Source organism: Mesorhizobium sp. M1027 (genome assembly GCF_040318745.1).
Taxonomy (GTDB): domain Bacteria; phylum Pseudomonadota; class Alphaproteobacteria; order Rhizobiales; family Rhizobiaceae; genus Mesorhizobium.
Map to the genome: position 1 here is coordinate 785,449 of NZ_JAMYMW010000001.1, position 22,336 is coordinate 807,784.

Sequence of the window (22,336 nt, forward strand, 5' to 3'; positions counted from 1 at the left end):
GGCGATTGTTCTTGCACGAAATCGGCTAAAAATCAGCCGCCGGTGACGCTCATATGCCGCGACACCGACGGACGGTTGGTGCGGCGATCGATGATGAAGTCATGGCCTTTGGGCTTGCGGTCGATTGCTTCGTCGATGGCATCGGCGACCAGCTCGTTGCCTTCCGACGCGCGCAGTGGCGCGCGCAGGTCTGCGGCATCTTCCTGGCCGAGGCACATGTAAAGGGTGCCGGTACAGGTCAGCCGGACCCGGTTGCAGCTTTCGCAGAAATTATGCGTCATCGGCGTGATGAAGCCCAGCCGCCCGCCGGTCTCGGCGACATGGACGTAGCGGGCCGGGCCACCGGTCTTGTAGGGAATATCGCTCAGCGTGAATTGGCGCTCGAGTGCTGCACGCAGCAGCGACAGCGGCAAATACTGATCGGTGCGGTCGGCATCGATCTCGCCCATCGGCATGGTTTCGATGACCGTCAGATCCATGCCGCGGCCATGCGCCCAGCGTAGCATGTCCGGCAATTCGGCGTCATTGAAGTCCTTCAACGCCACAGCGTTGAGCTTTACCTTCAGCCCGGCCGCCTGCGCGGCGTCGATGCCATCCGTGACCTTGTCCAGATTGCCCCAGCGGGTGATCTGTCGAAATTTGTCGGCATCGAGAGTATCGAGCGAGACGTTAATGCGTTTGACGCCGCAGTCGGCGAGCTCGGCGGCAAAGCGGGAAAGCTGCGATCCATTGGTGGTCAGCGTCAGCTCGTCCAGCGCACCGCTCTCGAGATGCCGCGAAAGCTGGCGCACCAGATGCATGATGTTCTTGCGCACCAGCGGCTCACCGCCGGTGAGGCGGAGCTTGCGTACGCCCTTTTCGACGAAGACCGTGCAGAGCCGGTCGAGCTCTTCCAGCGACAGCAGGTCCTTCTTGGGCAGGAACGTCATGTCCTCGGCCATGCAATAAGTGCAGCGAAAATCGCAGCGGTCCGTAACCGACACGCGCAGGTAGGTGATCGTGCGACCGAAAGGATCGATCATATCCATGCTGTACGCTTCCCGTGGCCGTGAACGGCTTCGTTATATATAGCTATGTGATACGAGCCAACTTGCCATTCAAGATATCAGCTCGCGATCTCCGGTAACATTCCGACGCCGACAGATCATGTCGGAACTTTCGATGCGGCCTTTTCCCTCGACACGAAGCGGCGTAGGGAAGGGCGGTTCTCCGCAGGATCCACCACCATGACAGCGCCGAAGGAACTCAGGGTCTCGAAAGATCGCAAGCTGCTTTCCGTGACCTTTCCGGGACATCAGCCGTTCGAGTTGCCGGCCGAGCTTCTGCGGGTCGCCTCGCCATCGGCCGAGGTGCAGGGCCATTCGCCCGAACAGCGCGTCACCGTTCCCGGCAAGCGCAATGTGGCGATCCTGAAGATCGAGCCGGTCGGCAACTATGCCGTGCGCATCACCTTCGACGATTTCCACGACACCGGTATCTTCACCTGGAACTACCTGCATACGCTGGGTCATGAGAAGGACGCACGCTGGGCCGCCTATCTCGCCGAGTTGGAAGAGAAGGGGCTGAGCCGCGACCGCTGAATGGTTTCGCGGTATGCTCAGCGCAGGATCGCCAGTATCTCGCCGGTGTCATAGTAAAACGGCGTGCCTTCGATCAGTCGGTCATCCTTGAAGCGCAAGACTTCGGCAAACGGCTGTATGATTGTTGCACCAGTGGCTCGCGACGTCAGCGAAAGCATGCAGCTCATGAACACCACGTTATCGTTCTGGGCGGTTTGAAGATCCTCCACCGCCACGTCGCTCCAGATTTCCCGCATGTTGCGGAAAAGAGCGCCAACGCCGTCGAGGCCATTCCAGTCACCGGCATAGGGCAGGGACTGCGGCTCATGCACCACAATCTCGGCATGGAATGCGCTGGCAAGCACATCGAGCCTTTCCGACCCTGATTGCAGGAAACGCATTTCAACATTGAACATGTTTTCAATAAGTTCCATGGCGGTGCGTCGCCGGTCGAGCGGTTTATCCATTTTCGGTCTCCGTATCCGTCGGTGCGATTGTGTAGGTGAAAGCGGTTTGCCCTTCTTCGCGTTGCCTCGACACCCGTTTCCTGATGACCGGCAAGCGGGCACGATGTCGTGAAAACGTCATGCATCTGGAGTAGCGCCGGCAAAGCTTTGGAGACGAAAACATGTCCATGATCACCAGCGTCGAACAGCTCGAAACGCTCTATGGCCTGCCTAGCGAGACGTCGGTGGTCAAAGAACTCGATCAGCTGATTCCCGAATACGCAGCTATCATCGAGGCTTCGCCGTTCGCCGTGCTCGCAACCTGCGGGCCTGAAGGGCTGGACTGCTCGCCGCGCGGCGATCTCGCCGGCTTCGTCCGCATCCACGATCCGAAAACGGTGATGATGCCGGACCGGCGCGGCAACAACCGTGCCGATTCGCTAAGGAACATCCTTCGCGATCCGCGCGTCGCGCTCCTGTTCCTGGTGCCGGGTTCCGGCACGACGCTGCGCGTCAATGGCCGCGCCCACATCACCATCGATACCGCGCTCTGCGCCTCGTTCGCAGTCGAAGGCAAGCCGGCGCGCTCGGTGACGGTCATCGAGGTCGATGCGGTCTATTTCCAGTGCGCCCGCGCCATCCACCGGTCGGAGTTGTGGAATCCGGCAAGGCATGTCGACCCGAGATCGCTGCCGACTCCCGGCCAAATCCTGGAAATCACCAGCCGCAAGAACATCGACGGCGAGGTCTACGACAAGGAATGGCCGGAGCGCGCGAAAAAATCGACGTGGTGAAGCACTTGTTGGTGGAGCGCTGGGCTGTCAGGCGGTCTTCAAAACCTCGGCAACCCTACGCATCTGTTCGCCGATCATGTCGCATTGCTCCGGCGTCGACTGGCTCATCGCCTTCTCGATCAGCGCCATATGGACCTTCAGCGCCTGCATCAGCAGTGCCTCGCCGGTCTCGGTCAACGTCAGCCGCAGCACGCGCTTGTCCTTCTCGTCGCCCTCGCGGCGCAGCAGGCCGCGAGTCTCCAGCTGCGGCAAAAGCATGGTGATGTTGGAGCGACCGACCAGCAGCCGGCGAGCGAGGTCGTGCTGCGACATGCCGGGATGACGGTAGAGGTTCATCAGCACGTCGAGCTGCGCCGGCTTCAGGTCGAGCGGCGCCAGCTTCACCGCCAGGGTGCGTTCCAGCACGTGGCATGCGCGCGCCACTGCCACCCAGTTGCGAAAGCGCGGGTTGTCCCAGGGCAGGTCTTGCTTAATGTTCATGTTTGAACTATTATGTTCATGCTTGAACCAATGAATGGATCGCCACTATGGCATCATTTGGACTGAAGGTCATCCGCGGCACGTTCGGAGTGGCTGAGCATGTGGCACCGCGACTCACCGGGCGCGCTGCATTCGAGCTGTTCTGCCGCACGCCGCATGAGAAGAGCTTGAGTGAAGGCGAGCGCCGCGCGATCGATCGCGCCGCCGATTTCATGACCCAGGCACGACATCACCGGCTAAAGACCAGAACCGGCTGCGTCATGGTGCATGAATTCCGGCCCGAGCCGGGCAGGGCCACTGCCGGCACCGTGCTCGTCATCCATGGTTGGCGTTCGCGCACCGAATACATGCGCACGCTGATCGAAGCCTATCGCGATGCTGGCTATAAGGTCGTCTCGCTCGACCTGCCGGGCCACGGCCAGTCGCAGGGCCGCCGGCTTACCCTGGTCAGTGCGGTCGACGCGGCACGGGTTGCCGGCGAATGGTTCGGGCCGTTTGCCGCGATCGTCGGCCATTCCTTTGGTGGTGCCGTTGCCGCCAATGCAGTTGCCGGTTCAATCAGGAACATCCCGCGATTGGCGGCCGGGCGACTGGTGCTTATCGCTGCGCCGAGCTCACTGCCGGCAATCTTTGCTGATTTCAGTCGCATGCTGAATGTCGGCTCGCGCTCGCAGGTCGCCATGGCCGACCGGGTCGAGCGTATCGCCGGCCGGCCGTTGCACGAGTTTACCGGTGATCGCCAGCTGGCAAGCACGCTGCTGCCGACGCTGGTGATCCACGCGCCGGACGACCGCGAAGTGTCCGCCGATCATGCAAGGCTCTACGCGCGCGCCGGAGACCATGTGCGGCTGTACTGGGCCGACGGGCTCGGCCACCGCCGCATTCTCGCCGACAAGGGTGTGGTGGAGCGTGCCGTTGGCTTCGTTGCCGGCAGGCTGGAGCCGTTTCTGCAGTGATCTGAATGTCGTTCTTATCTGCCGGGTTCGATCGTCACGCCGCCACCCCGGTGCCGGCCATCGCTATCCAAGCCGCCATTGCCCCGGCCACCGTCGCCAGAAGGGCCGAGCGCGACGCGCCGTCGCGCGCCTGGATAGACATGCCGTGCTGCACGGTCGCGTAAAAGGTCGCGGCCGTACCGCAGTCGAAATCGGCCGGCAACTCTCCTTCGGCCACGCCACGCTCGAAGCGTCTCAGCAAGGCTTCGCGGTTTTCGGCGCGGCGACGGCGCAGATCATCACAGATGGCGCCGCGGCTTGAGTCCTGGTGCAATGCGCCGAGCGCGATAAGGCAGCCTTGCGGACGACCGGTCTGTGAATAGGCCCTGGCAGTCTGCCGCAGGAACCGCTCGACGGCCTGGCGCGCGGTCGGCGCCTTTTCCAGCGCGGACCAGATCTCGGTTCCCTCGACCCGCGTGTAAAGCTCGGTTGCCTCGAGAAACAGCGCTTCCTTGCTGCCGAAGGCGGCATAGAGGCTGGGTGAGTTGATGCCCATTGCAGCGGTCAGATCGCTTATCGACGCGCCCTCATAACCCTTGAGCCAAAACACTTCCATTGCGCGCCGCAAGGCGGCGGCTCGATCGAAGGTGCGGGGGCGGCCTCGTTCCGGCATGGTATCCTTTCTGTATTGATCGATACATAATTCAGTTGACGTGGTTCAACAAGGCTGGCAGATATTTATGTATCAATCACTACAAAATGGAGAAGCAGATGTCACCCAGAAGCTTGAACGGCAAGGCCGCCCTCGTCACCGGCGGCAGCCGCGGCATTGGTGCGGCGATCGCAAGAAGGCTCGCGGCCGACGGCGCAGGCGTGGCGATCACCTATGTGAATGGTGAGGAAAGGGCACTCGCGGTGGTCAGGGAAATCGAGGCGGCCGGCGGCCGGGGCTTTGCCATCAAGGCCGACAATCGCGATGCTGCGGCGATCGAGGCGGCAGTCGATGAGGCAGCAAAAGCCTTCGGACGGCTCGACATCCTCGTCAACAGCGCCGGCATCTGGCGCGCTGCGCCGATCGATGCTCTGTCGCTTGCCGACTTCGATGAGACGATGGCGGTCAACCTCAGGGCCCCGTTCGTCGCCGTCAAGGCGGCAGCAGCGCATATGGGCGAGGGTGGCCGGATCATCTCGATCGGCAGCAATCTGGCCGAGCGTGCAACCGACGCCGGCCTGAGCGCTTATTCGGCCAGCAAGGCTGCCTTGGTTGGCCTGACCAAGGCCTTTGCCCGCGATCTCGGTCCGCGCGGCATCACCGCCAATGTCGTCCATCCGGGGTCGACCGATACCGACATGAATCCGGCAGCCGGCCCGCACGCCGAGCATCAGCGCCAGAAGATGGCGATGCCTCGCTTCGGAACGGCCGACGAGATCGCCGGCATGGTCGCCTGGCTTGCCGGTCCCGAAGGACGCTTCGTGACAGGCGCGGCATTGACCATCGACGGCGGCGCAAACGCGTGAGACTTGGTCACTGGACGGTTGCCGTTCTGGCCGAGGACGGCGACGGATTCGCTTGACCCGTCACGACGTTGTGAAACCGTTCTGCAACAGACGTTCCGAAATTTATGGAAGCTTAACGAAATCAGTATGAATCAGTGTAGTCACGCCTTACATCCGCCATGGGGTGGGCGAGACCGTGAAAGCGGTGCGGAACGGGATCCGGTTCAACCGGAGCGGGTGATCCATGAAACTCCTTGGAAACAAAGCAACCGTGCTGCCGTTCGCGGTGGCCGCGGCAATGCTGGCCTTCGGGACGCCGCAGGTTGAAGCGCAAGGGTTCTTCGACATGCTTTTCGGCGGCGGCGCCAAACACGCAGCGCCGAAAGGTAACTTTCCGCCGCCACCGTCAAAATACAAGCCCAAGGCGCCAGCCGCTTCCGGTGGGGGTGGTGGTGCGCAAATCAGCAGCCCGTCCTATTACACCTACAAGAGCGATCCGCTGGTGCGCGTCGATTTTTCGGCACTGTCGGCAGCGCCTGAACCGGCAACGCCTCAGGATGCTGCATTCGAGCCGACGGCCACCGGGGCTGCATTCCGCGAAGCCATTGCCGGGCTCGACGGCTATGATCTCTACGCCGAGAAGGACATCGCCAAGGCGCTGATCGCGTACTACTCAGCCAATCCGGATTTCATCTGGGTGACGGGAACCAGTCCCAACAGCCGTGCCGAGGATGCGGTGCGGGTGCTGGGCGAGGCCGCGAGCTACGGCCTGACGCCCGCCGACTACACCGTCGAAGTTCCGGCAGCAGGCGCATCGGCGGGCAATGCCGATGAGCGCCTGAAAGAGCTGGTTCGCTTCGAGATGGCGATGTCGGCCCGTGTCCTGCGCTACGCACGTGACGCACAAAGCGGCCGCGTCGATCCCAACCGCATCACCGGCTACTACGATTTTCCGCCGAAGCCGCTCGACATGGAAGGGGTACTGAAGACGCTGGCCCATACCCAGCAAGTGCGCACTTATCTCGAATCACGGCATCCACAGAATTCCGAGTATCAGGCGCTGCGCGTCGAACTGGAATCGCTACAGGCCAGCGCCGAGGACGAGATCGTCGTCGATCCCAATCTGCTGTTGAAACCGGGGCAGACCAGCCCCGAGCTGCCGAAGCTTTTGACAAGGATCGCGCGCAATCTCGATGACGAGATGGGCGGTGCCTATGGCGAGGTGCTGGCGAGGCTCGCCACCAGCGAGGTCTACGATCCGGAACTGGTGCCGGTGATCAAGGCGGTGCAGAAACGGGCCGGCATGAAAGGCGACGGAGTCATCGGCCCGCGTACCGTCGCATCGTTGGCCGGAACGTCCAAGGCCGACAAAATTCAGAAGGTTCGGGTCGCGCTCGAGGAATTGCGCTGGCTGCCTTCCGACCTCGGCAGCCCGCGCGTCTTCATCAACCAGCCGGCTTTCACCGCGAGCTATATCGACGACGGCGAGGAGAAGCTGAAGACCCGCGCCGTGGTCGGCAGGCCCACCAACCAGACTGCTTTCTTCTATGATCAGATCGAGCAGGTCGACTTTCATCCCTATTGGGGCGTGCCGCAGTCGATCCTGGTCAACGAGATGTTGCCGCGGCTGCGGCGGGATCCTGGCTATCTCGACCGCGCCGGCTATGAGGTGGTCAATGCCCGCGGCAAGCGCATTCCCTCATCCTCAGTCGATTGGGGTGCCTATGGCGCAAAGATACCCTACGGCGTGCGCCAGTTGCCGAGCGAGGCCAATGCGCTGGGCGAGCTGAAGATACTGTTTCCCAACAAGCACGCCATCTACATGCACGACACACCGCAGAAGTCATTGTTTCAGCGCGACATGCGCGCGCTCAGCCATGGCTGCGTTCGCTTGCAGGATCCGCGCGGCATGGCGGCTGCCGTGCTCGGCACCTCGGTCGAGTACATCGAGGACAGACTGAAACACGGACATTCGACCGAGGACGTGACACGCAAGATCCCGGTCTATGTCGCCTATTTCACCGCATGGCCGGACCTGTCCGGTACCGTCGAATATTTCAATGACGTCTACGGCCGCGACACAAGGCTGCAGCAGGCGCTCGACAGCACGGAAGCGGTGCGTTCGCCGGCCAGCTGAGAGATACGGTTCTAGCGCTGAAACAGTGGGCGCCGGAAACCCGCATCGCGTCCGGCGATGAGCCAGTAGACCAAGCCCGCGACAACGCCTGCCGCGGCAATGATGCCGATATCGGCCCAGCGCTCCGGGTTCGTGTCGTCCGGTACACTGGGCCAGATCAAGGCGAAGCCGCCAACCGCGGCCGCCGCGCCGAAGACCATGTGCAGCCAAAAACTGCGCAGCGAGAAAAACTCGGCAATCAGTGCGAAGATCAGCGTCTGCAGGCCGGTCATCACAATCGTCAGAAAATAGATGAACATGCCGAGCGGCGGCAACAGCAGCACCGCAACGGGGGTGACCCCCATGACGTCGAAATAATTCGGCGCATTTGGCAGCGAACTCAGCCCGCCATAGATCGCCGCCACCGCGATCAGCCCAACCAGTACCGCTATGAAATAACCCGCGAGCACCATCAAAAAGCGTTTCAATACGTGCTTTACCGTCGCCATGCCCACCCCCGCGCGCAATGATAGCACCCAGTCAGCCATCAAAGTCATATCTACGCAAGGGTGTGCCGAAGGCCGGGGGCCTTCGAGGAGCGCCATTTTTTAGAATCTGGACCGTTGGCGCCCAGCTTCATTTCGGCGCGGCTGTCACCGGATCATAGGTGATTTCGACTTTGGCCTTGTCGTTCGTGTAATAAATGACGGTGTAGGCGCCGCTGTCCCAATCGATTTCCTTGATGTAGCGGAAGTCGTCGCGCTGCTCGACCTTGGCGATGATTTCCGACAGCTTCTTGGCATTCTGCGGCGGCACCGGATTTTCGTTCGCGGCAAAGGCCGATCCGCCGACAAGCAGCACGGCGGCCGCCAAAACAAGTCTGGACATGGCTTTCCCTCACATTTCGATGAGCAGAAACTCATCTACATACGGGTTTGTTCCCGGACTCGGGCTTGCGGATCGTCCAGACCGGCAATTGTGCCGAGCGTAAGTGTGCCAGTCAGTCTTATAGCTTGCGGAAAAGCGCACGGAAAACCAATGCGATCATGCGCTGGTTCTCGATCACGGCAGCCTTCCCCGTCGGTGATGGCTAAGTGCCGAAAAGATGGTGGGCGATGCAGGGATTGAACCTGCGACCCCACCCGTGTGAAGGGTGTGCTCTCCCGCTGAGCTAATCGCCCGCTCGTTGCCCGAAGGCCAAGCGCGCCGCGATATAAGGGAGGCCGGCCTGCGAAGTCAACCACTTGTCGGCCGTCATCTGGCCGTCTGGACTATGACCGGCTTCAGCCTTCTGCCGCGGCCATCAGCCCTTGTACCAGATCGAGCGTCAGCGAATCGAAATGCGAGATCACCGCCGATGGTTCGAACTCCCGCACATGACGATCGGTGTAGCCGAAATCGACTGCCACTACCGGAATCCCGGCGGCTTTCGCCGTGTCGATGTCGGTCTGCGAATCACCGACCATCAGTGCACGGTGCGGGTCGCCACCGGCGCGCGCGATAGTCTGCGTGAGATGGCGCGGGTCGGGCTTGCGGAACGGAAAACTGTCCTGACCGCAGATCGCCGCGAAATGCGTGGTCATTCCGAGCGCCTCGATGAGTGCCACCGAATTGGCCTCGTATTTATTGGTACAGATGGCCAGCAGGTAACCGGCTGCCTCGAACCGTGCGATCGCCTCGGGAACGCCCGGGTAGGGGCGCGATTTGCCGGGAATGTTAACGGTGTAATGGTCCAGAAACAGCTTTAGCAGCCGATCGTGCTCCTCCACGGCCAGCGACCTGTGCTGCGCTGCATGGGCGCGCTCGATCATCACGCGGCCGCCATGGCCGACGAAACGCTTGAAGCCGGCTTCGTCGACGGCCGCGAGCTGGCTGGCGGCAAGGCTGTGGTTGAGACTGTCGAGCAGGTCCGGCGCCGTGTCGATCAGCGTCCCGTCGAGGTCGAACACGATGGTCGGTCGGGTCATGGCCTGTCCTGTGACGATTCGATTGCCGGCAGGCGATAACCGCTGCGGCCCGTTCAGGCAAGCCGGCTTATCCACCGCGGGCAAGGTCCTTTGACCAGCTCGGCAAAAATGCTACGAGCGCCGAAACAAATCGTGGGGCCCGGCAATGGATGCGAGGCAATTGAAGGTTGAGGCCGCGCGGGCAGCGCTTGCCCATGTCACGGATGGCATGCGGCTCGGCATCGGCACCGGCACGACAGCGGATGAGTTCGTGCGGCTGCTCGCCGACAAGGTCGCCACCGGCCTGACTGTCATCGGCGTGCCGACCTCGGAGCGCACCGCCGTCCTTTGCACCGAGCTTGGTGTGCCGCTGTCGACCCTCGAGGAAACACCGGAGCTCGACCTCACCATCGACGGCGCCGACGAGATCGATCCGGCGCTGACATTGGTCAAGGGCGGCGGCGGCGCGCTGCTGCGCGAAAAGATTGTCGCGGCGGCCTCCGCCCGCATGATCGTCGTCGCCGACAGCTCCAAGATGGTCGAGATGATCGGCCGCTTTCCGCTGCCCATCGAAGTCAACCGGTTTGGCCTGCGCGCCACCGAAATTGCGGTTGGCGCGGCGGCTGCAAACCTGGGCCTTTCCGGCCCTGTTACATTGAGGATGACGGGGAGCCAGCCATTTGTTACAGACGGCGGCCATTTTATCCTCGATGCATCTTTTGGCCGCATTCCGGATACAAGAGCGCTTTCGAATGCTCTCCACGCCATTCCCGGCGTGGTCGAGCATGGTCTTTTCATCGGGCTGGCGACAACGGCCATCATAGCCGGCGGCGACGGCATCCAAACCGTCCATGCCGCCCGAAAACCAAGGAGTTTTACCGATCATGATGTTGCATAACCGGGTTGGCCGCTTTTTTGCCATTCTGGCGGCCTCGGCCGTTTTTGCGTTTTCGTCGCCGGCGTTTTCGCAGGACGTCACTGATGCGCATCTGAAGGCGGCGCGTGCCGCGGTCGCGGCGATCCATGCGACGGATGCGTTCGACAACATCCTGCCGCAAGCGGCCGCAGCGCTCGAGCAGCAGCTTATCCAGAAGAACCCGGACATGCAGGAACTGATCGCCAAGACGATCAACGAGAAGGCGATGGCCTTGGCATCGCGCCGCGCCGACCTGGAAAAGGAAGCAGCGCTTGCCTACGCAAAGGTGTTCTCGGAAAAGGAACTCAATGAAATCGCCGCCTTCTACAATTCCGAGTCCGGCAAGAAGCTGCTCGACAACGGCCCGATCGTGACGCGCGAACTGGTGAAGGCTGCCGACATCTGGCAGAACGGCCTGGCTCGCGATCTCGCCCAGCAGGTCGGCGAGACCCTGGGTGCAGCGGCGAATGCCAAGGCGCCGGCTGCACCCGCCGACGGTACCGCTCCGGCCGATGGCGCAGCTCCCGCGGACGCTACACCGAATTGATTGCGGACTTCCGAGCGGCCTGACCGCCACTGGACCAGAAAGCCCGGCAAGTCCGGGCTTTTCTTTTGATAGTCGGCAGCCTACCTGTCTCGGTGTTTGAGGGGCAAGGAGTTCAGCCATGGCCGGTTACGACTACGATCTTTTCGTCATCGGCGGCGGCTCCGGCGGGGTGAGGGCGGCGCGCGTCGCGGCTTTACTCGGCAAGCGTGTCGGCATTGCCGAGGAATTCCGCTACGGCGGCACCTGCGTGATCCGCGGCTGCGTGCCGAAGAAGCTTTATGTCTACGCCTCGCAATTCCCCGAGCATTTCGCCGACGCTGCCGGTTTTGGCTGGACGGTGCCTGAGGCGCATTTCGACTGGCAGAAGCTGGTCGCCAACAAGGACCGCGAAATCAGCCGGCTGGAGGCCGTCTACAAGAAGAACGTGCAGGGCGCCGGCGGTGAGGTCTTTCATTCGCGCGCCACCCTGGTCGATCCGCATTTGGTGCATCTTCTCGGTGAGGATCGCACCGTTACCGCCGACCAGATCCTGATCGCTACCGGCGGGCGCCCGGCGCCGCATCCGGCATTGCCCGGCCATGAGCACTGCATCTTTTCCAACGAAGCCTTCGACCTCAAGGAGCTGCCGAAGGCAATCATGATCGAGGGCGGCGGCTATATCGCCGTCGAATTCGCCAATATCTTTAATGGGCTGGGCGTCGACACGACTCTGGTCTATCGCGGCAAGGAGATACTCAGCCGCTTCGACATGGACCTCAGACGCATGCTGCACGAGACGATGGAAAAGAAGGGGATAAAAATCCTCTGCCACGCCGTGTCCGAGTGGGTCAGGAAGCGCCCTGATGGCCGGCTCGACGCGCTTGTCACCGGCGGCACCGTGTTGACGGTCGATCAGGTCATGCTCGCCATCGGCCGCATCCCCAACACCGAGAACATGGGCCTGGAAGGCGTCGGCATCGAGATGACCAAAACCGGGGCAATCCAGGTCGACGAATACTCCCGCACGAACATCGACAACATCTGGGCGATCGGTGACGTTACCCACCGCGTGCAATTGACGCCGGTGGCGATCCACGAGGCGATGTGCTTCGTCGAGACCGCCTTCAAGGACAAGCCGACGGCGCCCGACCATGACACGATCGCCACCGCAGTCTTTTCGCAGCCCGAGATCGGCACGGTCGGCCTGTCGGAGGATGAAGCGGCAAAACGCTTTTTGGATCTTGAAATCTACCGCGCCACCTTCCGGCCGATGCGGCACACGCTTTCCGGCCGCGATGAAAAGATGCTGATGAAGCTGGTCGTCGACGGCGCCTCGAAAAAGGTCCTCGGCGCCCATATCCTCGGGTCGGACGCCGGCGAAATGGCGCAGCTTCTCGGCATACCGCTGAAGGCCGGCCTGACCAAAGATGATTTCGATCGCACCATGGCGGTGCATCCGACCGCGGCGGAAGAACTCGTCACTATGTACAAGCCGACTTACCGGGTGAGAGATGGTGAACGCGTCTGACGCGACGACGACCCATCGCGGCAACAAGATTGCCGCGATGGAAGTGCGTGAGTTTTCTTACAGCAACGTTCCGCGCAGGATCACCAGCGCAACCGAAAAATAGATCACCAGCCCGGTGACGTCGACCAGCGTGGCGACGAACGGGGCCGATGCGCTGGCCGGGTCGAAGCCGATGCGCTTCAGGGCGAACGGCAACATCGATCCAGACAGCGAGCCGAAGGTGACGATGCCAACCAGCGTGGCGCCGATCGTCATTGCGATCAGCGGCCAGTGCGGGCCGTAGTCGTAGAAGCCGAAATATTGCCAGAGCGCGATGCGGCAGACGCCGACTACGCCAAGGATCGAGCCAAGCACCAGGCCGGTGGGCAGCTCGCGCAGGGCCACCCGCCACCAGTCGCCAAGGCCGATCTCGCGCAGCGCCAGGGCTCTGATGACGAGCGAGGTCGCCTGCGAGCCGGAATTGCCGCCGGAGCTCATGATCAATGGAATGAACAGGGTCAGCACGATCGCCTTTTCCAGTTCGCCCTCGTAGCTCTGCATCGCGTTGGCGGTCAGCATCTCGCTGATAAACAGCGCACACAGCCACCCGGCGCGCTTCTGGATCATCGCCAGAAAACCCATCTTCATATAGGGCTCGTCGAGAGCCTCCATGCCGCCGAAACGATGCACGTCCTCGGTCGTTTCCGAGATCATCGTATCGATAATGTCGTCGATGGTGACGATGCCGAGGAGCTTGCCGTTGTCCACGACCGGGACGGCGAGCAGATCATATTTGGAGATCAACTGAGCAACCTTTTCACTATCGGTCAGCGGTGAAACAGTGATAGGCGCACGATCCGGCGCTATTGCCATGATCAGCTCGTCGGGTTCGCCAGCGATCAGTCGACGCAGGCTGGTCGAGCGCAACAGGACCTGCGTTTGCGGATCGACGATGTAGATCGCGTAGACGGTTTCGCGCGTCCGCTCCACCCTGCGAACATAATCCAGCGTGCGGGCAACGCTCCAGTCCGGCGGCACGCCCACATATTCAGTCGTCATGAGCGAGGCGGCGCTGCCCTCGGGGTAGCCGAGAATAGCAAGCAGCGTCGCGCGCAGCGGTGGCGCCAGGCCGCCGAGCAGCTCGGAACGAGCCGGTTCGTTCAGATCGCGCAGTATGTCGGCGGCGCGGTCGACCGACATGGCGGCAAGCAGTCTGCCTGCCTTGATGCGGGGCAGCGCCTCGACCAGTTCGGATGCGCCGTCGAGTTCAGGCTGGTCGAAGATATCGACCAGCCGCTCGAACGGCACTTCGCAAAGCAGCTCCGATGCCGTCTCGCGGGGCTCCTGGTTCAGCGCCTCGACCATGTCGGCGACGTGTTCGTTGGCAAGTACGCGGGCGATGGCGACGGCGTCGCCGCCCGCAACGGGGGAAAACTCGTTCATGGCTCACTCCTTGCCGTCCGGCAGGACGTGAGCCTGTCAGGTCACGTCAAGCGGACGGCGGTTGCGTTCGACTGTGACTGTCGCCAGGCATGGCACGGTGACCTTTCTGCTCGCGGGTTCGGATTGAGATTCTGCAAGCCGGCGCAACATAGGAGCGTGCCTTGCCGAGTCAATCGCGAGAGCGGGTTAAAACGGCGGCAGACCGACCGGATCGCGAGACTGTGATCGGGCTACGTGGCAGGCAGGCTGGATGCTGGCAATGGTGCCGCAGCTATCTCTGCTTAAGCCGGCGGGGAAAGCGCAGCCACTTGTCCTCGGCCGGCCGCGTCGGCTGCGTAAGGATGGTGGTGAGCTCGACCGGCAAGCTCGGAACCAGTGGCTTCTTGGTGGCGACGCCGTCGGCGATCGCAACGACGCTGTGGTAGAATTCGGTGCCCGCGAGCGATCTCGGCGGCGTCGCCTCATGCATGATCGAGATCACAGTTGCATCAGGGCAATTGTCCTTGATCGCCTGGTGGAAGGCGATCCGTCCATCGGGGTCGAGAGCGCCAGTGGCTTCATCGAGGAACAGCAATCCCGGCTGCTGCAGCACGATACGGGCGACAACCAGCTTCTGTTTCTGCCCACCCGAGAGAACCTGATCCCAGATCTTTCCTTCACGGCTCTCATCGGCCAAATGCTCGATGAAATCGCCGAGGCCGGCCTTGTGCAGGGCGGATGCGACCTGTACGTCGGGATAATCATGCTCGGAACCCGGCAGGCAGACCAATTGCTTCAGCGAAACCTGCTGCAGCTTCACCTCCTGGGCGGCGTAGAAACTCCTGACCCCTTCCGGGAAGACGATGGTGCCGCGGCCATAGGGCCAAAGGCCGTTGATCGCCTTGATCAGCGAGGTCTTGCCGCAACCGGATTCGCCCTTCAGGAAAGTCCATTCGCCACGCCGGAAGCGCAAGTTCGCGGCACTCAGGAAGGGCGTTGCGTCCTTGCCCTGATGCGCTAGCTCTAGTTTCTGGATGGTCAGGCCGAAAACAGGGTTTTGGCGGTCGTAGCGAAAATCGGAGCGGCCGGTCTGCTGATAAAATTCCTGCGGGTGCTGAACGTTTTCGATCGCGTTTGCGAGTTCGGTGACGCGCTGGCTGTTGGCCCGCAGCGCGGCGATGGCAGGCATCACATGGATGAACCACGAGCATTGACTGATCAGCGAGTTGACCATCTCGGAGCCGGTTATGTAGCCCTTGAGATCGAACCCGTTATGGATGAAGGGAACCAAGCCTGGCCCGTAGGCGACAATGCGGGCACCGATGAAATTGTAGATCAGCTCGAACGAATTGTAGCCTGTGTTGACGATGTTCAGCCGCGCCCAGGTGCGGTCGATGTCGACATAGCGCTGGCTGTGCACTGCCTTCTGCACGTTCTCGCCTTGCGATGCGGCGACATGAAAACTGCGGCGCAGAAAGGTGATCAGCTCGCCGCGATAGCTGCCTTCGGCCTGCTGCATCCTGACATTGAGCCGTTCCAGCAGCCTGCCCAGCTTGACGGCGATCCAGGTGTTCAACGGCACGTAGGTGGCGACTGCCAGAAAGGCGAGGACGGCGCTGCCATAGCTGCCGAGGAACTCCAGCCCTTTGACCTCCGCCGAGTGTGCAAGCAGTTGCTGGCCGACGAAATACAATGAAGTAGCAACGGCCAAAACCCCCATCGCGAGGCCGATGGCGCCGCCCGTCATATCCTTGATCGATTCCTGGATGCGCTGGTCGATATTGTCGGGAGCGGCGGCACCTGACGAGCCATGCTGAGCGTGGAAATGGGTGTGATTGGAATCAAGCAGGGCTTCGTTGAACTGGCTGTCCAGCCAGCCGCGCCACTTGCGATGCAACGTTGCGGACACCAGGCTGCGGATACCGGTAAAACCCGCATCCTTGAGCAAGACCAGGAGGACAAGTATCCCGGCATTGGCCAGCAGTGTCTGAAGCGGGGTGGTGTTCGCGGCATCATGGAAAAAGGCGATCGAGTTGACCAGCTCTCCGGATGCTACGGCAAACCACACGCCTGACTTGCTGGAGAGCGCGGTGAGCAGGGCGATCACCAGCGTCAAGGTCCAGGCTTCCACCCACTTGTCCGAAAACCAGTAGGCCCGCATCAGGCCCCAGAAGCTGCGCATCGACGATACGGCCGTAAGGGGCGACTGCCTTGCGGCACCGCGGAGCCATTTTTCCGATATTGAATGTCGCGTTGGTCTATCGACCCGAATCACTATCCCGCCCAAACGATTTTTCTTTTATTACGGACAGTAACACCAATTGATCATTTTCCATTAGCTTTTCACCAGCCGCGGGTGGCTTAACTCGCCGGCCGTTGCAGTGGAGCAACAGAGTGGATGATCTCGGGGCTGTGCCGTCGGAATTCTAGGCGCTTGATATCAATGCAATTTCAATATGTTACTTGCCTGCGCCGGAGAAAATAGGGACCTTCCCTTGGGGAAGGCCCTCACACAGCTTTGTGAACGTAGAAGCGCCGTCCAGCGGTCGATCTTCACAGCCTGAACCGATCTTCAGCGCGCCCTTACGGCTAGGTCCGACCTCGTTGGCGGCCAGAACGCGACCTGTATGATTCGTGGGTGAAGCCGCCTTGTCGGGAGAGCCCGTAATCAGCCAAGCAACGACGTTGCCCCTACGTCCAGGATGCGGACCGACATCTATTCCGACACAGATCACGAACCCGGGCGAGCAAGGCCTACGGCGACAGCTGGAGCAAGGGGCCGTTTTCCTGCCAGTCCTCCACCAAGGGATTGACCTGCCCCGGCAAGCATGGCCATGGCTTTTTCGTCGGCAAGGCCAAGGTGACGGTGAAGTAGTCGAAAATAGTCCGGCTCAGTTCGCCGCCTCCAGTTCGCCGCGTGCCTTGGCCGCAGCCACCTGGCGCAGCGCATCGGCAAGCGTATCGGCGTCCTGGGCGCCCATCACCGCATATTTGCCTTCAAGCAGAAAGCACGGCACGCCCGATATGCCCATGCGCGAAGCGGTGGCGATTTCGGTGCGCACCGCCTCGACATCCGCGTCCGTCGACAGAAGCGTTTCGACGACGGAGGCATCCATGCCCGCCTCGCGGGCGGCTTCGATCAGCACGGCATGATCGCCGAGATTGGCGCCTTCTTCGAAATTCAGCTGGAACAGCCGGCGCACCAGCCGGTTCTGAACAGCCTCGCCGGCCGTCCCGGCCCAGCGAATGAGCCGGTGCGCATCCAGCGTATTGGGCGCGACCTTGATGGCGTCGAAGGCAAAGGAAATCCCCTCAGCCTCGCCCAACGGCTCGATCCTGGCATGGATCTCGCGGATGCGTTGCTCGCTGCCGAATTTCGCCACCATGTAGTCGCGGCGGTTCTTGCCTTCGGGCGGAATCGTCGGGTCGAGCTGGAAGGGCCGCCAACGTATGTGAACGTCGATGTCGACTGCGGCAATCGCCTTGTCGAGCCGTTTCTGGCCGATAAAGCACCAGGGGCACACGACATCGGAGACCACATCGACGGTAATCGAGTTCTCGTCGTTCATCTTGATCTCCTGTTCTGAAGAGGTCACTTCGGTTTGCGCCACCAGGTCGGCAACTGATAACCGTATATGGGCGTCTTTTGCGGATGTTCCAGATAGTTCCAATAAGCAAGCCATTGCCGGTTGTTGTGCTGGGTCGGCACCATGTAATTGCCTGAGATCAGCAGCCGGTCGAGGACCCGGACAGCAGCGACATAGTCCCCCTTCGAGCGAGCTCTCAACATCGCATCGATCGCCGCGTCCACTGCGGGGTCGGCGACACCCGCTAGGTTGAACGAGCCTTCGGCCTTGGCGGCGGCGGATCCCCAGCGCCCGGCTTGCTCGATACCGGGCGACAGTGAGTTGTTGAAACCGGTCGAGCCGACCAGCACCTCGAAATCGAAACGCTGCTTGCGCGACTGGATCTGATCGCCGTCGAGGCTGCGGATGCCGACGTCGATGCCGAGCTTCTCAAGCGTGCGCTGATAGATAGCGGCAAGTCGCTCTTCGTCCTGCGAGGCGGTCAGGATCTCGAAACCGAACGGCTTTCGCTGGCGATCGAGCATCGCGCCGTCCTGCACCGTATAGCCCGCGCTCTTCAGCAGCTCGAATGCCGCCTTCAGCACCTTGCGGTCCTGGCCGGAGCCATCGGTAACGGGCGGCCTGTAGGTGCCGTCCATGACATCTGCGGGCACGCGGCCGGGGTAGGGGGCCAGCAGGGCCTTTTCCTTTTCGCTGGCCGGGTGGCCGAGCGCGGACAGCTCGGAATTCTGCCAAAAGCTCATCGTGCGCGTGTATTTGCCGCCGAACAGATTCTTGTTGGCCCATTCGAAATCGTAGAGCATGCCGAGCGCGCGCCGCACGACCGGATTGGAAAATTTCGGCAGCCGCGTGTTGAACAGGAAACCGTTGACCACCGGCGGAATGCCGGTATCGAAAGTTTCGGCGATGACCTCGCCCCTGTGGAAGGCCGGAAAGTCGAGATCGCGCTCGCGTTTGACTGGGTCGCTGTCGTCGTCGATGGCGCAGATGCCTTTCTTGAACGCTTCCTGCTTGGCGTTGGCGTTGAGGAAATACTCGATGGTGATCTGGTCGTAATTGTCGAAGCCGCGCTTGGACGGCACGTCCTTGCCCCAATAGTGCGGATTGCGCTTGAACACGATGCGCTGGCCGGGCGCGACTTGCGCCACCATGTAAGGCCCGCTGCCGATCACCGGCTTCAGCGTCGTCCTGTCGAAAGTGTCCTTGTTGAACGCGTGTTTCGGGATGATCGGCGTCAGCGCAATGATTAGGGGAAATTCGCGGTCCGCCTTTTCGTTGAAGGTGAAGCGCACACTGCGGTCGCCGGTCTTTTCGAGCTTGGCGATCGCTTTCATTCGCTGGCTGTAAGGTGGCCGACCCTTCTCGGTGAAGACATCATAGGTGAACAACACGTCTTCCGGCGTCACCGGCTCGCCGTCCGACCATTTGGCCCTGGGATCGAGGTGGAATTCGATGCTCTTGCGCTCGGGATCCATGTCGGCGGTATCGGCGAGCAGGCCGTAGAGACTGAAGGCCTCGTCGTAGTTGCGCTGCATCAACGGCTCGAAGACAAGATTGCCAAAAGCTTGATCCATCATGCCGCGCGCGGTGGTGCGCAGACTTCTCAGGATGAACGGATTGAGATTGTCGAAGCTGCCGACGACACAATAGGTAATGCTGCCGCCTTTCGGCGCGTCGGGATTGACGTAGTTGAAATGATCATAGTCGGCCGGCAGCGCCGGCTCGCCCTGCATGGCAAGCGCGTGCTTCGGTTCCGACAGGGCCGGCTGCAGGGAAAGGCCGACAAACAAGATTGTGGCGATCAGCCAAACGACAACGCGGCCCATGACCGTCTCCTTCCCGATTCGATGCGCAGCATACATGAGCCGGTCGTGCACCGGCCAATCCCTCGACCCAGTCCCTCGGCCAAGATTCGCGCGGCCCGGGCTGGATTCGGCGTCGCTTGCAGTGTAACACGCCGTCCGAAGTCATTCTGTTGCCTCATTTCGGCAACAGGTAGCTGGACCACACGGCATGAAAAAAGCCGGTCCCGGGATCATTTGAGAGGAATGCACGACATGACGAGCCTGAACAGCAACGCGTACCGCCTGTCGGTCATGGCCGCTGGCGTGGTCGGCATTCTGGGCGCCGGCATTCCCGCTGCTGTCGCCCAGCAGCAACAGCAGATTCCGCAAGGCTGGTTCAAGGCCTGCACCAAGCAGGAAGATGTCGACATTTGCAACGTCCAGAACATCACCACCGCCGGCAATGGTCAGCTCATCACCGGCGTCAGCCTGATCGAATTGAAGGGCAAGGTGAACCGCAAGGTGTTCCAGGTGACGGTTCCGACTGGCCGTCTGGTTCCTCCCGGCATCGGCCTCCAGATCGACGCCGGCAAGGCGCAGAAGCTCGAGTACGTGATCTGTTTCCCGGATCGCTGCGTGGCGGAAGTGCCGCTGACCGATCAGCTCGTCGCGTCCTTCAAGAAAGGTTCGAACCTGACGCTGACCTCGGTCAATTTCCAGAACCAGCCGAACCCGATCAAGATCGCGCTGACCGGCTTCAGCGGCGCCTTCGACGGCCCGCCGCTGCAGCAGTCGGACATCGAGGACCGACAGAAGAAGCTCCAGGAGTTCGTCGCCAAGAACAATCAGGATTTTGCCAAGAAGCTCAAGGAAGAGCAGGAAAAGGCGAAGGCCGCCAACTGATCGACGGGTTTTCGAACAAAACAAAAAGCGGGGTTCATGCCCCGCTTTTTTATTGAATCGGCTGATTATCGGGTCAAGACTTGTCTCAAGCCTGTCCGAGCCCAGCCAGATCCCGACTAAGTCAATGTCTCAATTGGTGCTTCGGCTCGTAGCGCCCGTCCGGCTTCTTGTCGAACATTTCACCAATCTGCGGATGCCGAACCGGTTCGCCCGACCGGTCCTCGAGTAAATTCTGCTCGGACACATAGGCGATGTATTCCGTCTCCGAATTCTCGGCGAGCAGATGATAGAAGGGCTGGTCCTTGCGCGGCCGCACGTCAGCGGGGATCGCCTCGTACCATTCGTCGGTATTGGCGAATTGCGGATCGACGTCGAAAATGACGCCGCGGAACGGAAACAGCCGGTGGCGAACCACCTGTCCGATCGAGAATTTGGCTGTCTTCATCGCACTCACCACTTGAACTTCTTGAACGCCACGCATCCTGGAACACGCAACGAAACGCTCCAGGACTTTAGATTCTTACACACCGGTCAGGCAAAGATCGGCCCAGGCCTTACGGTCGATATCGTCATTATTTGGCGCAGACGCCGCGTCAATTCAATCCCGATCAACTTGATGCCGGGTTGAGCATCACAAGATGCGGATCAAGGGCGGCGCCACGATCGCTATCGCGCGGCCGCTTTTCGCAATCCGCCAAAAAACGCCGCAAAACCGCTGCCGGGTCGAAGACCCTCGCGCATGAAAAACGCCCGCAACGGCGCAAACCCCTCAAGCGCGCCAAGACCAGCACTGCGCATCAGCTGGGCCGGCAGCATGTCGGAAAGCAACGACATGTTCAGCAGGTTGACCGCGCTGCTGCGCGCCAGAATGTCCGGCCGCCGCTTGAAATCATAGGCTGCAAGCGCCTGGGCGGCGCCCGGGTCCGAGCGGTTTCTGCTTGCGGTACCAATCAGGTCGTCAATGTCCCGGATGCCGAGATTAAGCCCTTGCGCGCCGATTGGGGGAAACACGTGGGCGGCTTCACCGACAAGTGCCACGCGGCGATGCGCAAACCGCCACGGGCTTACCGCTGAAAGTGGGTAGACCTGCCGGCCGGGCTCAACCGACACGCGGCCCAGCATCGATTGCATCCGCTGTTCGACCCGCGTCGAAAGCTCGGCCTCGTCGAGTGCTGCAAGATCCTTGGCGATTTCGGGTTCGAGCACCCAGACAAGGCTGGACCGGTTGCCGGGCAGGGGAACCTGTGTGAACGGACCGGTTTCGGTGTGGAATTCGGTCGAGGTGAAAGCATGGTCGCTGCGGTGACCGAAATTGAGCACCAGCGCCGCCTGCGGAAAGGATCGGACCGAGGTCCGGATGCCGGCTGCCTCGCGGGCCGGCGATTGACGGCCATCGGCGGCAACTGCCAACGATGCCTCAACCTCGCTACCGTCGGCGAGAACGGCATGGGCATGGTCGGCATCGAGGCGCCATGCCTCCACCATCGACTTTCGCCATTCGATACCCGAATGCGCGACAGCCTCGGCTAGCGTGCGGTTGAGAACGCTGTTGGGCAAGTTCAGCCCGAATTGCTCTTCGTTGATCTCGCTGGCGCGAAAGGTCACTGTCGGGCTGCGGATCAACCGGTTGGTTGCGTCAACGATACGCATCACCTTGAGCGGCGCTGCGTGCGGCCTGATTCCGTCGAAGATCCCTAGCCGTTCGAACATCTCTAGGGCAGGGTTCATCAAGGCTGTCGTCCGGCCGTCGGGGCCGGCTGCGTCGGGTCCGACGAGCGTCACGGGAAAGCCCGCCTCGGCAAAGCCAAGCGCCGCGATCAGCCCCGCAGGACCGCTGCCGGCGACCAGTATCCGTGCTGTTTCCCGATGGTTCAAATTCGGCTTCCGGATTGGGAGGTGAGGTCTGTCCGACCTGCTG

At 61.5% G+C, this 22,336-nt stretch carries 22 protein-coding genes and 1 tRNA gene; 9 read left to right on the forward strand and 14 right to left on the reverse strand.

Features of this window, described 5'->3' with window-relative positions; genetic code table 11:
• Positions 1 to 32 precede the first annotated feature (32 nt).
• Positions 33 to 1,028, reverse strand: coding sequence for a GTP 3',8-cyclase MoaA (gene moaA / locus NKH50_RS03770; RefSeq protein ID WP_352876751.1), 996 nt, complete (start codon positions 1,026 to 1,028; stop codon positions 33 to 35).
• A 198-nt stretch (positions 1,029 to 1,226) separates the two neighbouring features.
• On the opposite strand from moaA, the gene NKH50_RS03775 reads away from it, so the two are divergent.
• Entirely contained in the window at positions 1,227 to 1,580 is a 354-nt protein-coding gene (locus tag NKH50_RS03775) for a gamma-butyrobetaine hydroxylase family protein (protein WP_023717628.1), read from the forward strand.
• A gap of 17 nt (positions 1,581 to 1,597) precedes the next feature.
• On the opposite strand, the gene NKH50_RS03780 is transcribed toward NKH50_RS03775, so the two are convergent.
• A complete protein-coding gene (locus tag NKH50_RS03780) occupies positions 1,598 to 2,026 on the reverse strand; it encodes a nuclear transport factor 2 family protein (protein WP_352876753.1) in 429 nt (142 codons plus the stop codon).
• Between the two features lie 161 nt (positions 2,027 to 2,187).
• On the opposite strand from NKH50_RS03780, the gene NKH50_RS03785 reads away from it, so the two are divergent.
• On the forward strand, positions 2,188 to 2,799 hold the full coding sequence (locus NKH50_RS03785; RefSeq protein WP_352876756.1) for a pyridoxamine 5'-phosphate oxidase family protein: 612 nt from the start codon (positions 2,188 to 2,190) through the stop codon (positions 2,797 to 2,799).
• Positions 2,800 to 2,826: 27 nt separating this feature from the next.
• On the opposite strand, the gene NKH50_RS03790 is transcribed toward NKH50_RS03785, so the two are convergent.
• Positions 2,827 to 3,279, reverse strand: coding sequence for a MarR family winged helix-turn-helix transcriptional regulator (locus NKH50_RS03790; protein ID WP_352689332.1), 453 nt, complete (start codon positions 3,277 to 3,279; stop codon positions 2,827 to 2,829).
• A 47-nt stretch (positions 3,280 to 3,326) separates the two neighbouring features.
• Between NKH50_RS03790 and NKH50_RS03795 the strand changes: the two genes are divergently transcribed.
• Positions 3,327 to 4,235, forward strand: a complete 909-nt coding sequence (locus NKH50_RS03795; protein WP_352703918.1) for an alpha/beta hydrolase — start codon at positions 3,327 to 3,329, stop codon at positions 4,233 to 4,235.
• A 34-nt stretch (positions 4,236 to 4,269) separates the two neighbouring features.
• Here the strand turns inward: NKH50_RS03795 and NKH50_RS03800 are convergent, their stop codons facing one another.
• The gene (locus tag NKH50_RS03800) at positions 4,270 to 4,887 is read right to left on the reverse strand and encodes a TetR/AcrR family transcriptional regulator (RefSeq protein ID WP_352876758.1); all 618 of its coding nucleotides are present in this window, start codon (positions 4,885 to 4,887) and stop codon (positions 4,270 to 4,272) included.
• 98 nt (positions 4,888 to 4,985) lie between these two features.
• On the opposite strand from NKH50_RS03800, the gene NKH50_RS03805 reads away from it, so the two are divergent.
• Both NKH50_RS03805 and NKH50_RS03810 read left to right on the forward strand, forming a co-directional pair.
• Entirely contained in the window at positions 4,986 to 5,732 is a 747-nt protein-coding gene (locus NKH50_RS03805) for a 3-oxoacyl-ACP reductase family protein (protein WP_352876760.1), read from the forward strand.
• A gap of 223 nt (positions 5,733 to 5,955) precedes the next feature.
• Positions 5,956 to 7,848 carry a L,D-transpeptidase family protein gene (locus tag NKH50_RS03810; protein WP_352876762.1) on the forward strand — a complete coding sequence of 631 codons (1,893 nt, stop codon included), beginning with the start codon at positions 5,956 to 5,958 and terminating at the stop codon, positions 7,846 to 7,848.
• 11 nt (positions 7,849 to 7,859) lie between these two features.
• Here NKH50_RS03810 and NKH50_RS03815 read toward each other — a convergent pair whose 3' ends face one another.
• The 4 genes from NKH50_RS03815 to NKH50_RS03830 form a co-directional block, all read right to left on the reverse strand.
• Positions 7,860 to 8,336, reverse strand: coding sequence for a hypothetical protein (locus NKH50_RS03815; protein ID WP_352689355.1), 477 nt, complete (start codon positions 8,334 to 8,336; stop codon positions 7,860 to 7,862).
• Between the two features lie 127 nt (positions 8,337 to 8,463).
• Complete coding sequence (locus NKH50_RS03820; protein WP_352478864.1) at positions 8,464 to 8,715, reverse strand: PepSY domain-containing protein; 252 nt, start codon at positions 8,713 to 8,715, stop codon at positions 8,464 to 8,466.
• 218 nt (positions 8,716 to 8,933) lie between these two features.
• A tRNA-Val gene (locus NKH50_RS03825) sits at positions 8,934 to 9,008 on the reverse strand.
• A gap of 102 nt (positions 9,009 to 9,110) precedes the next feature.
• Positions 9,111 to 9,794, reverse strand: a complete 684-nt coding sequence (locus NKH50_RS03830) for a phosphoglycolate phosphatase (RefSeq protein WP_352876764.1) — start codon at positions 9,792 to 9,794, stop codon at positions 9,111 to 9,113.
• Between the two features lie 145 nt (positions 9,795 to 9,939).
• Here NKH50_RS03830 and rpiA point away from each other — a divergent pair, with 145 nt between their 5' ends.
• From rpiA to gor, 3 genes are all read left to right on the forward strand, one after another.
• Entirely contained in the window at positions 9,940 to 10,671 is a 732-nt protein-coding gene (gene rpiA / locus NKH50_RS03835) for a ribose-5-phosphate isomerase RpiA (protein WP_352703925.1), read from the forward strand.
• Positions 10,658 to 11,236, forward strand: a complete 579-nt coding sequence (locus NKH50_RS03840; protein WP_352703927.1) for a DUF2059 domain-containing protein — start codon at positions 10,658 to 10,660, stop codon at positions 11,234 to 11,236. Before rpiA ends, NKH50_RS03840 begins: the two co-directional genes overlap by 14 nt.
• A gap of 118 nt (positions 11,237 to 11,354) precedes the next feature.
• Entirely contained in the window at positions 11,355 to 12,743 is a 1,389-nt protein-coding gene (gene gor / locus NKH50_RS03845) for a glutathione-disulfide reductase (RefSeq protein ID WP_352703929.1), read from the forward strand.
• A gap of 57 nt (positions 12,744 to 12,800) precedes the next feature.
• Here gor and mgtE read toward each other — a convergent pair whose 3' ends face one another.
• The 4 genes from mgtE to NKH50_RS03865 all read right to left on the reverse strand — a co-directional run bounded on the left by mgtE (position 12,801) and on the right by NKH50_RS03865 (position 19,557).
• On the reverse strand, positions 12,801 to 14,165 hold the full coding sequence (mgtE, locus tag NKH50_RS03850; protein ID WP_352703931.1) for a magnesium transporter: 1,365 nt from the start codon (positions 14,163 to 14,165) through the stop codon (positions 12,801 to 12,803).
• 271 nt (positions 14,166 to 14,436) lie between these two features.
• A complete protein-coding gene (locus NKH50_RS03855; protein ID WP_352703934.1) occupies positions 14,437 to 16,326 on the reverse strand; it encodes an ABC transporter ATP-binding protein/permease in 1,890 nt (629 codons plus the stop codon).
• Positions 16,327 to 17,035: 709 nt separating this feature from the next.
• Entirely contained in the window at positions 17,036 to 17,713 is a 678-nt protein-coding gene (locus NKH50_RS03860) for a DsbA family oxidoreductase (RefSeq protein WP_352703936.1), read from the reverse strand.
• A 23-nt stretch (positions 17,714 to 17,736) separates the two neighbouring features.
• The gene (locus NKH50_RS03865) at positions 17,737 to 19,557 is read right to left on the reverse strand and encodes an extracellular solute-binding protein (RefSeq protein WP_352876769.1); all 1,821 of its coding nucleotides are present in this window, start codon (positions 19,555 to 19,557) and stop codon (positions 17,737 to 17,739) included.
• 231 nt (positions 19,558 to 19,788) lie between these two features.
• Between NKH50_RS03865 and NKH50_RS03870 the strand changes: the two genes are divergently transcribed.
• Positions 19,789 to 20,418: an invasion associated locus B family protein gene (locus NKH50_RS03870; protein WP_352478856.1), complete on the forward strand. Its 630-nt coding sequence runs from the start codon at positions 19,789 to 19,791 to the stop codon at positions 20,416 to 20,418.
• Positions 20,419 to 20,539: 121 nt separating this feature from the next.
• On the opposite strand, the gene hspQ is transcribed toward NKH50_RS03870, so the two are convergent.
• Entirely contained in the window at positions 20,540 to 20,863 is a 324-nt protein-coding gene (gene hspQ, locus NKH50_RS03875) for a heat shock protein HspQ (RefSeq protein WP_023675043.1), read from the reverse strand.
• A gap of 221 nt (positions 20,864 to 21,084) precedes the next feature.
• Positions 21,085 to 22,293: a UbiH/UbiF family hydroxylase gene (locus NKH50_RS03880; RefSeq protein WP_352703939.1), complete on the reverse strand. Its 1,209-nt coding sequence runs from the start codon at positions 22,291 to 22,293 to the stop codon at positions 21,085 to 21,087.
• Between the last annotated feature and the right edge of the window lie 43 nt (positions 22,294 to 22,336).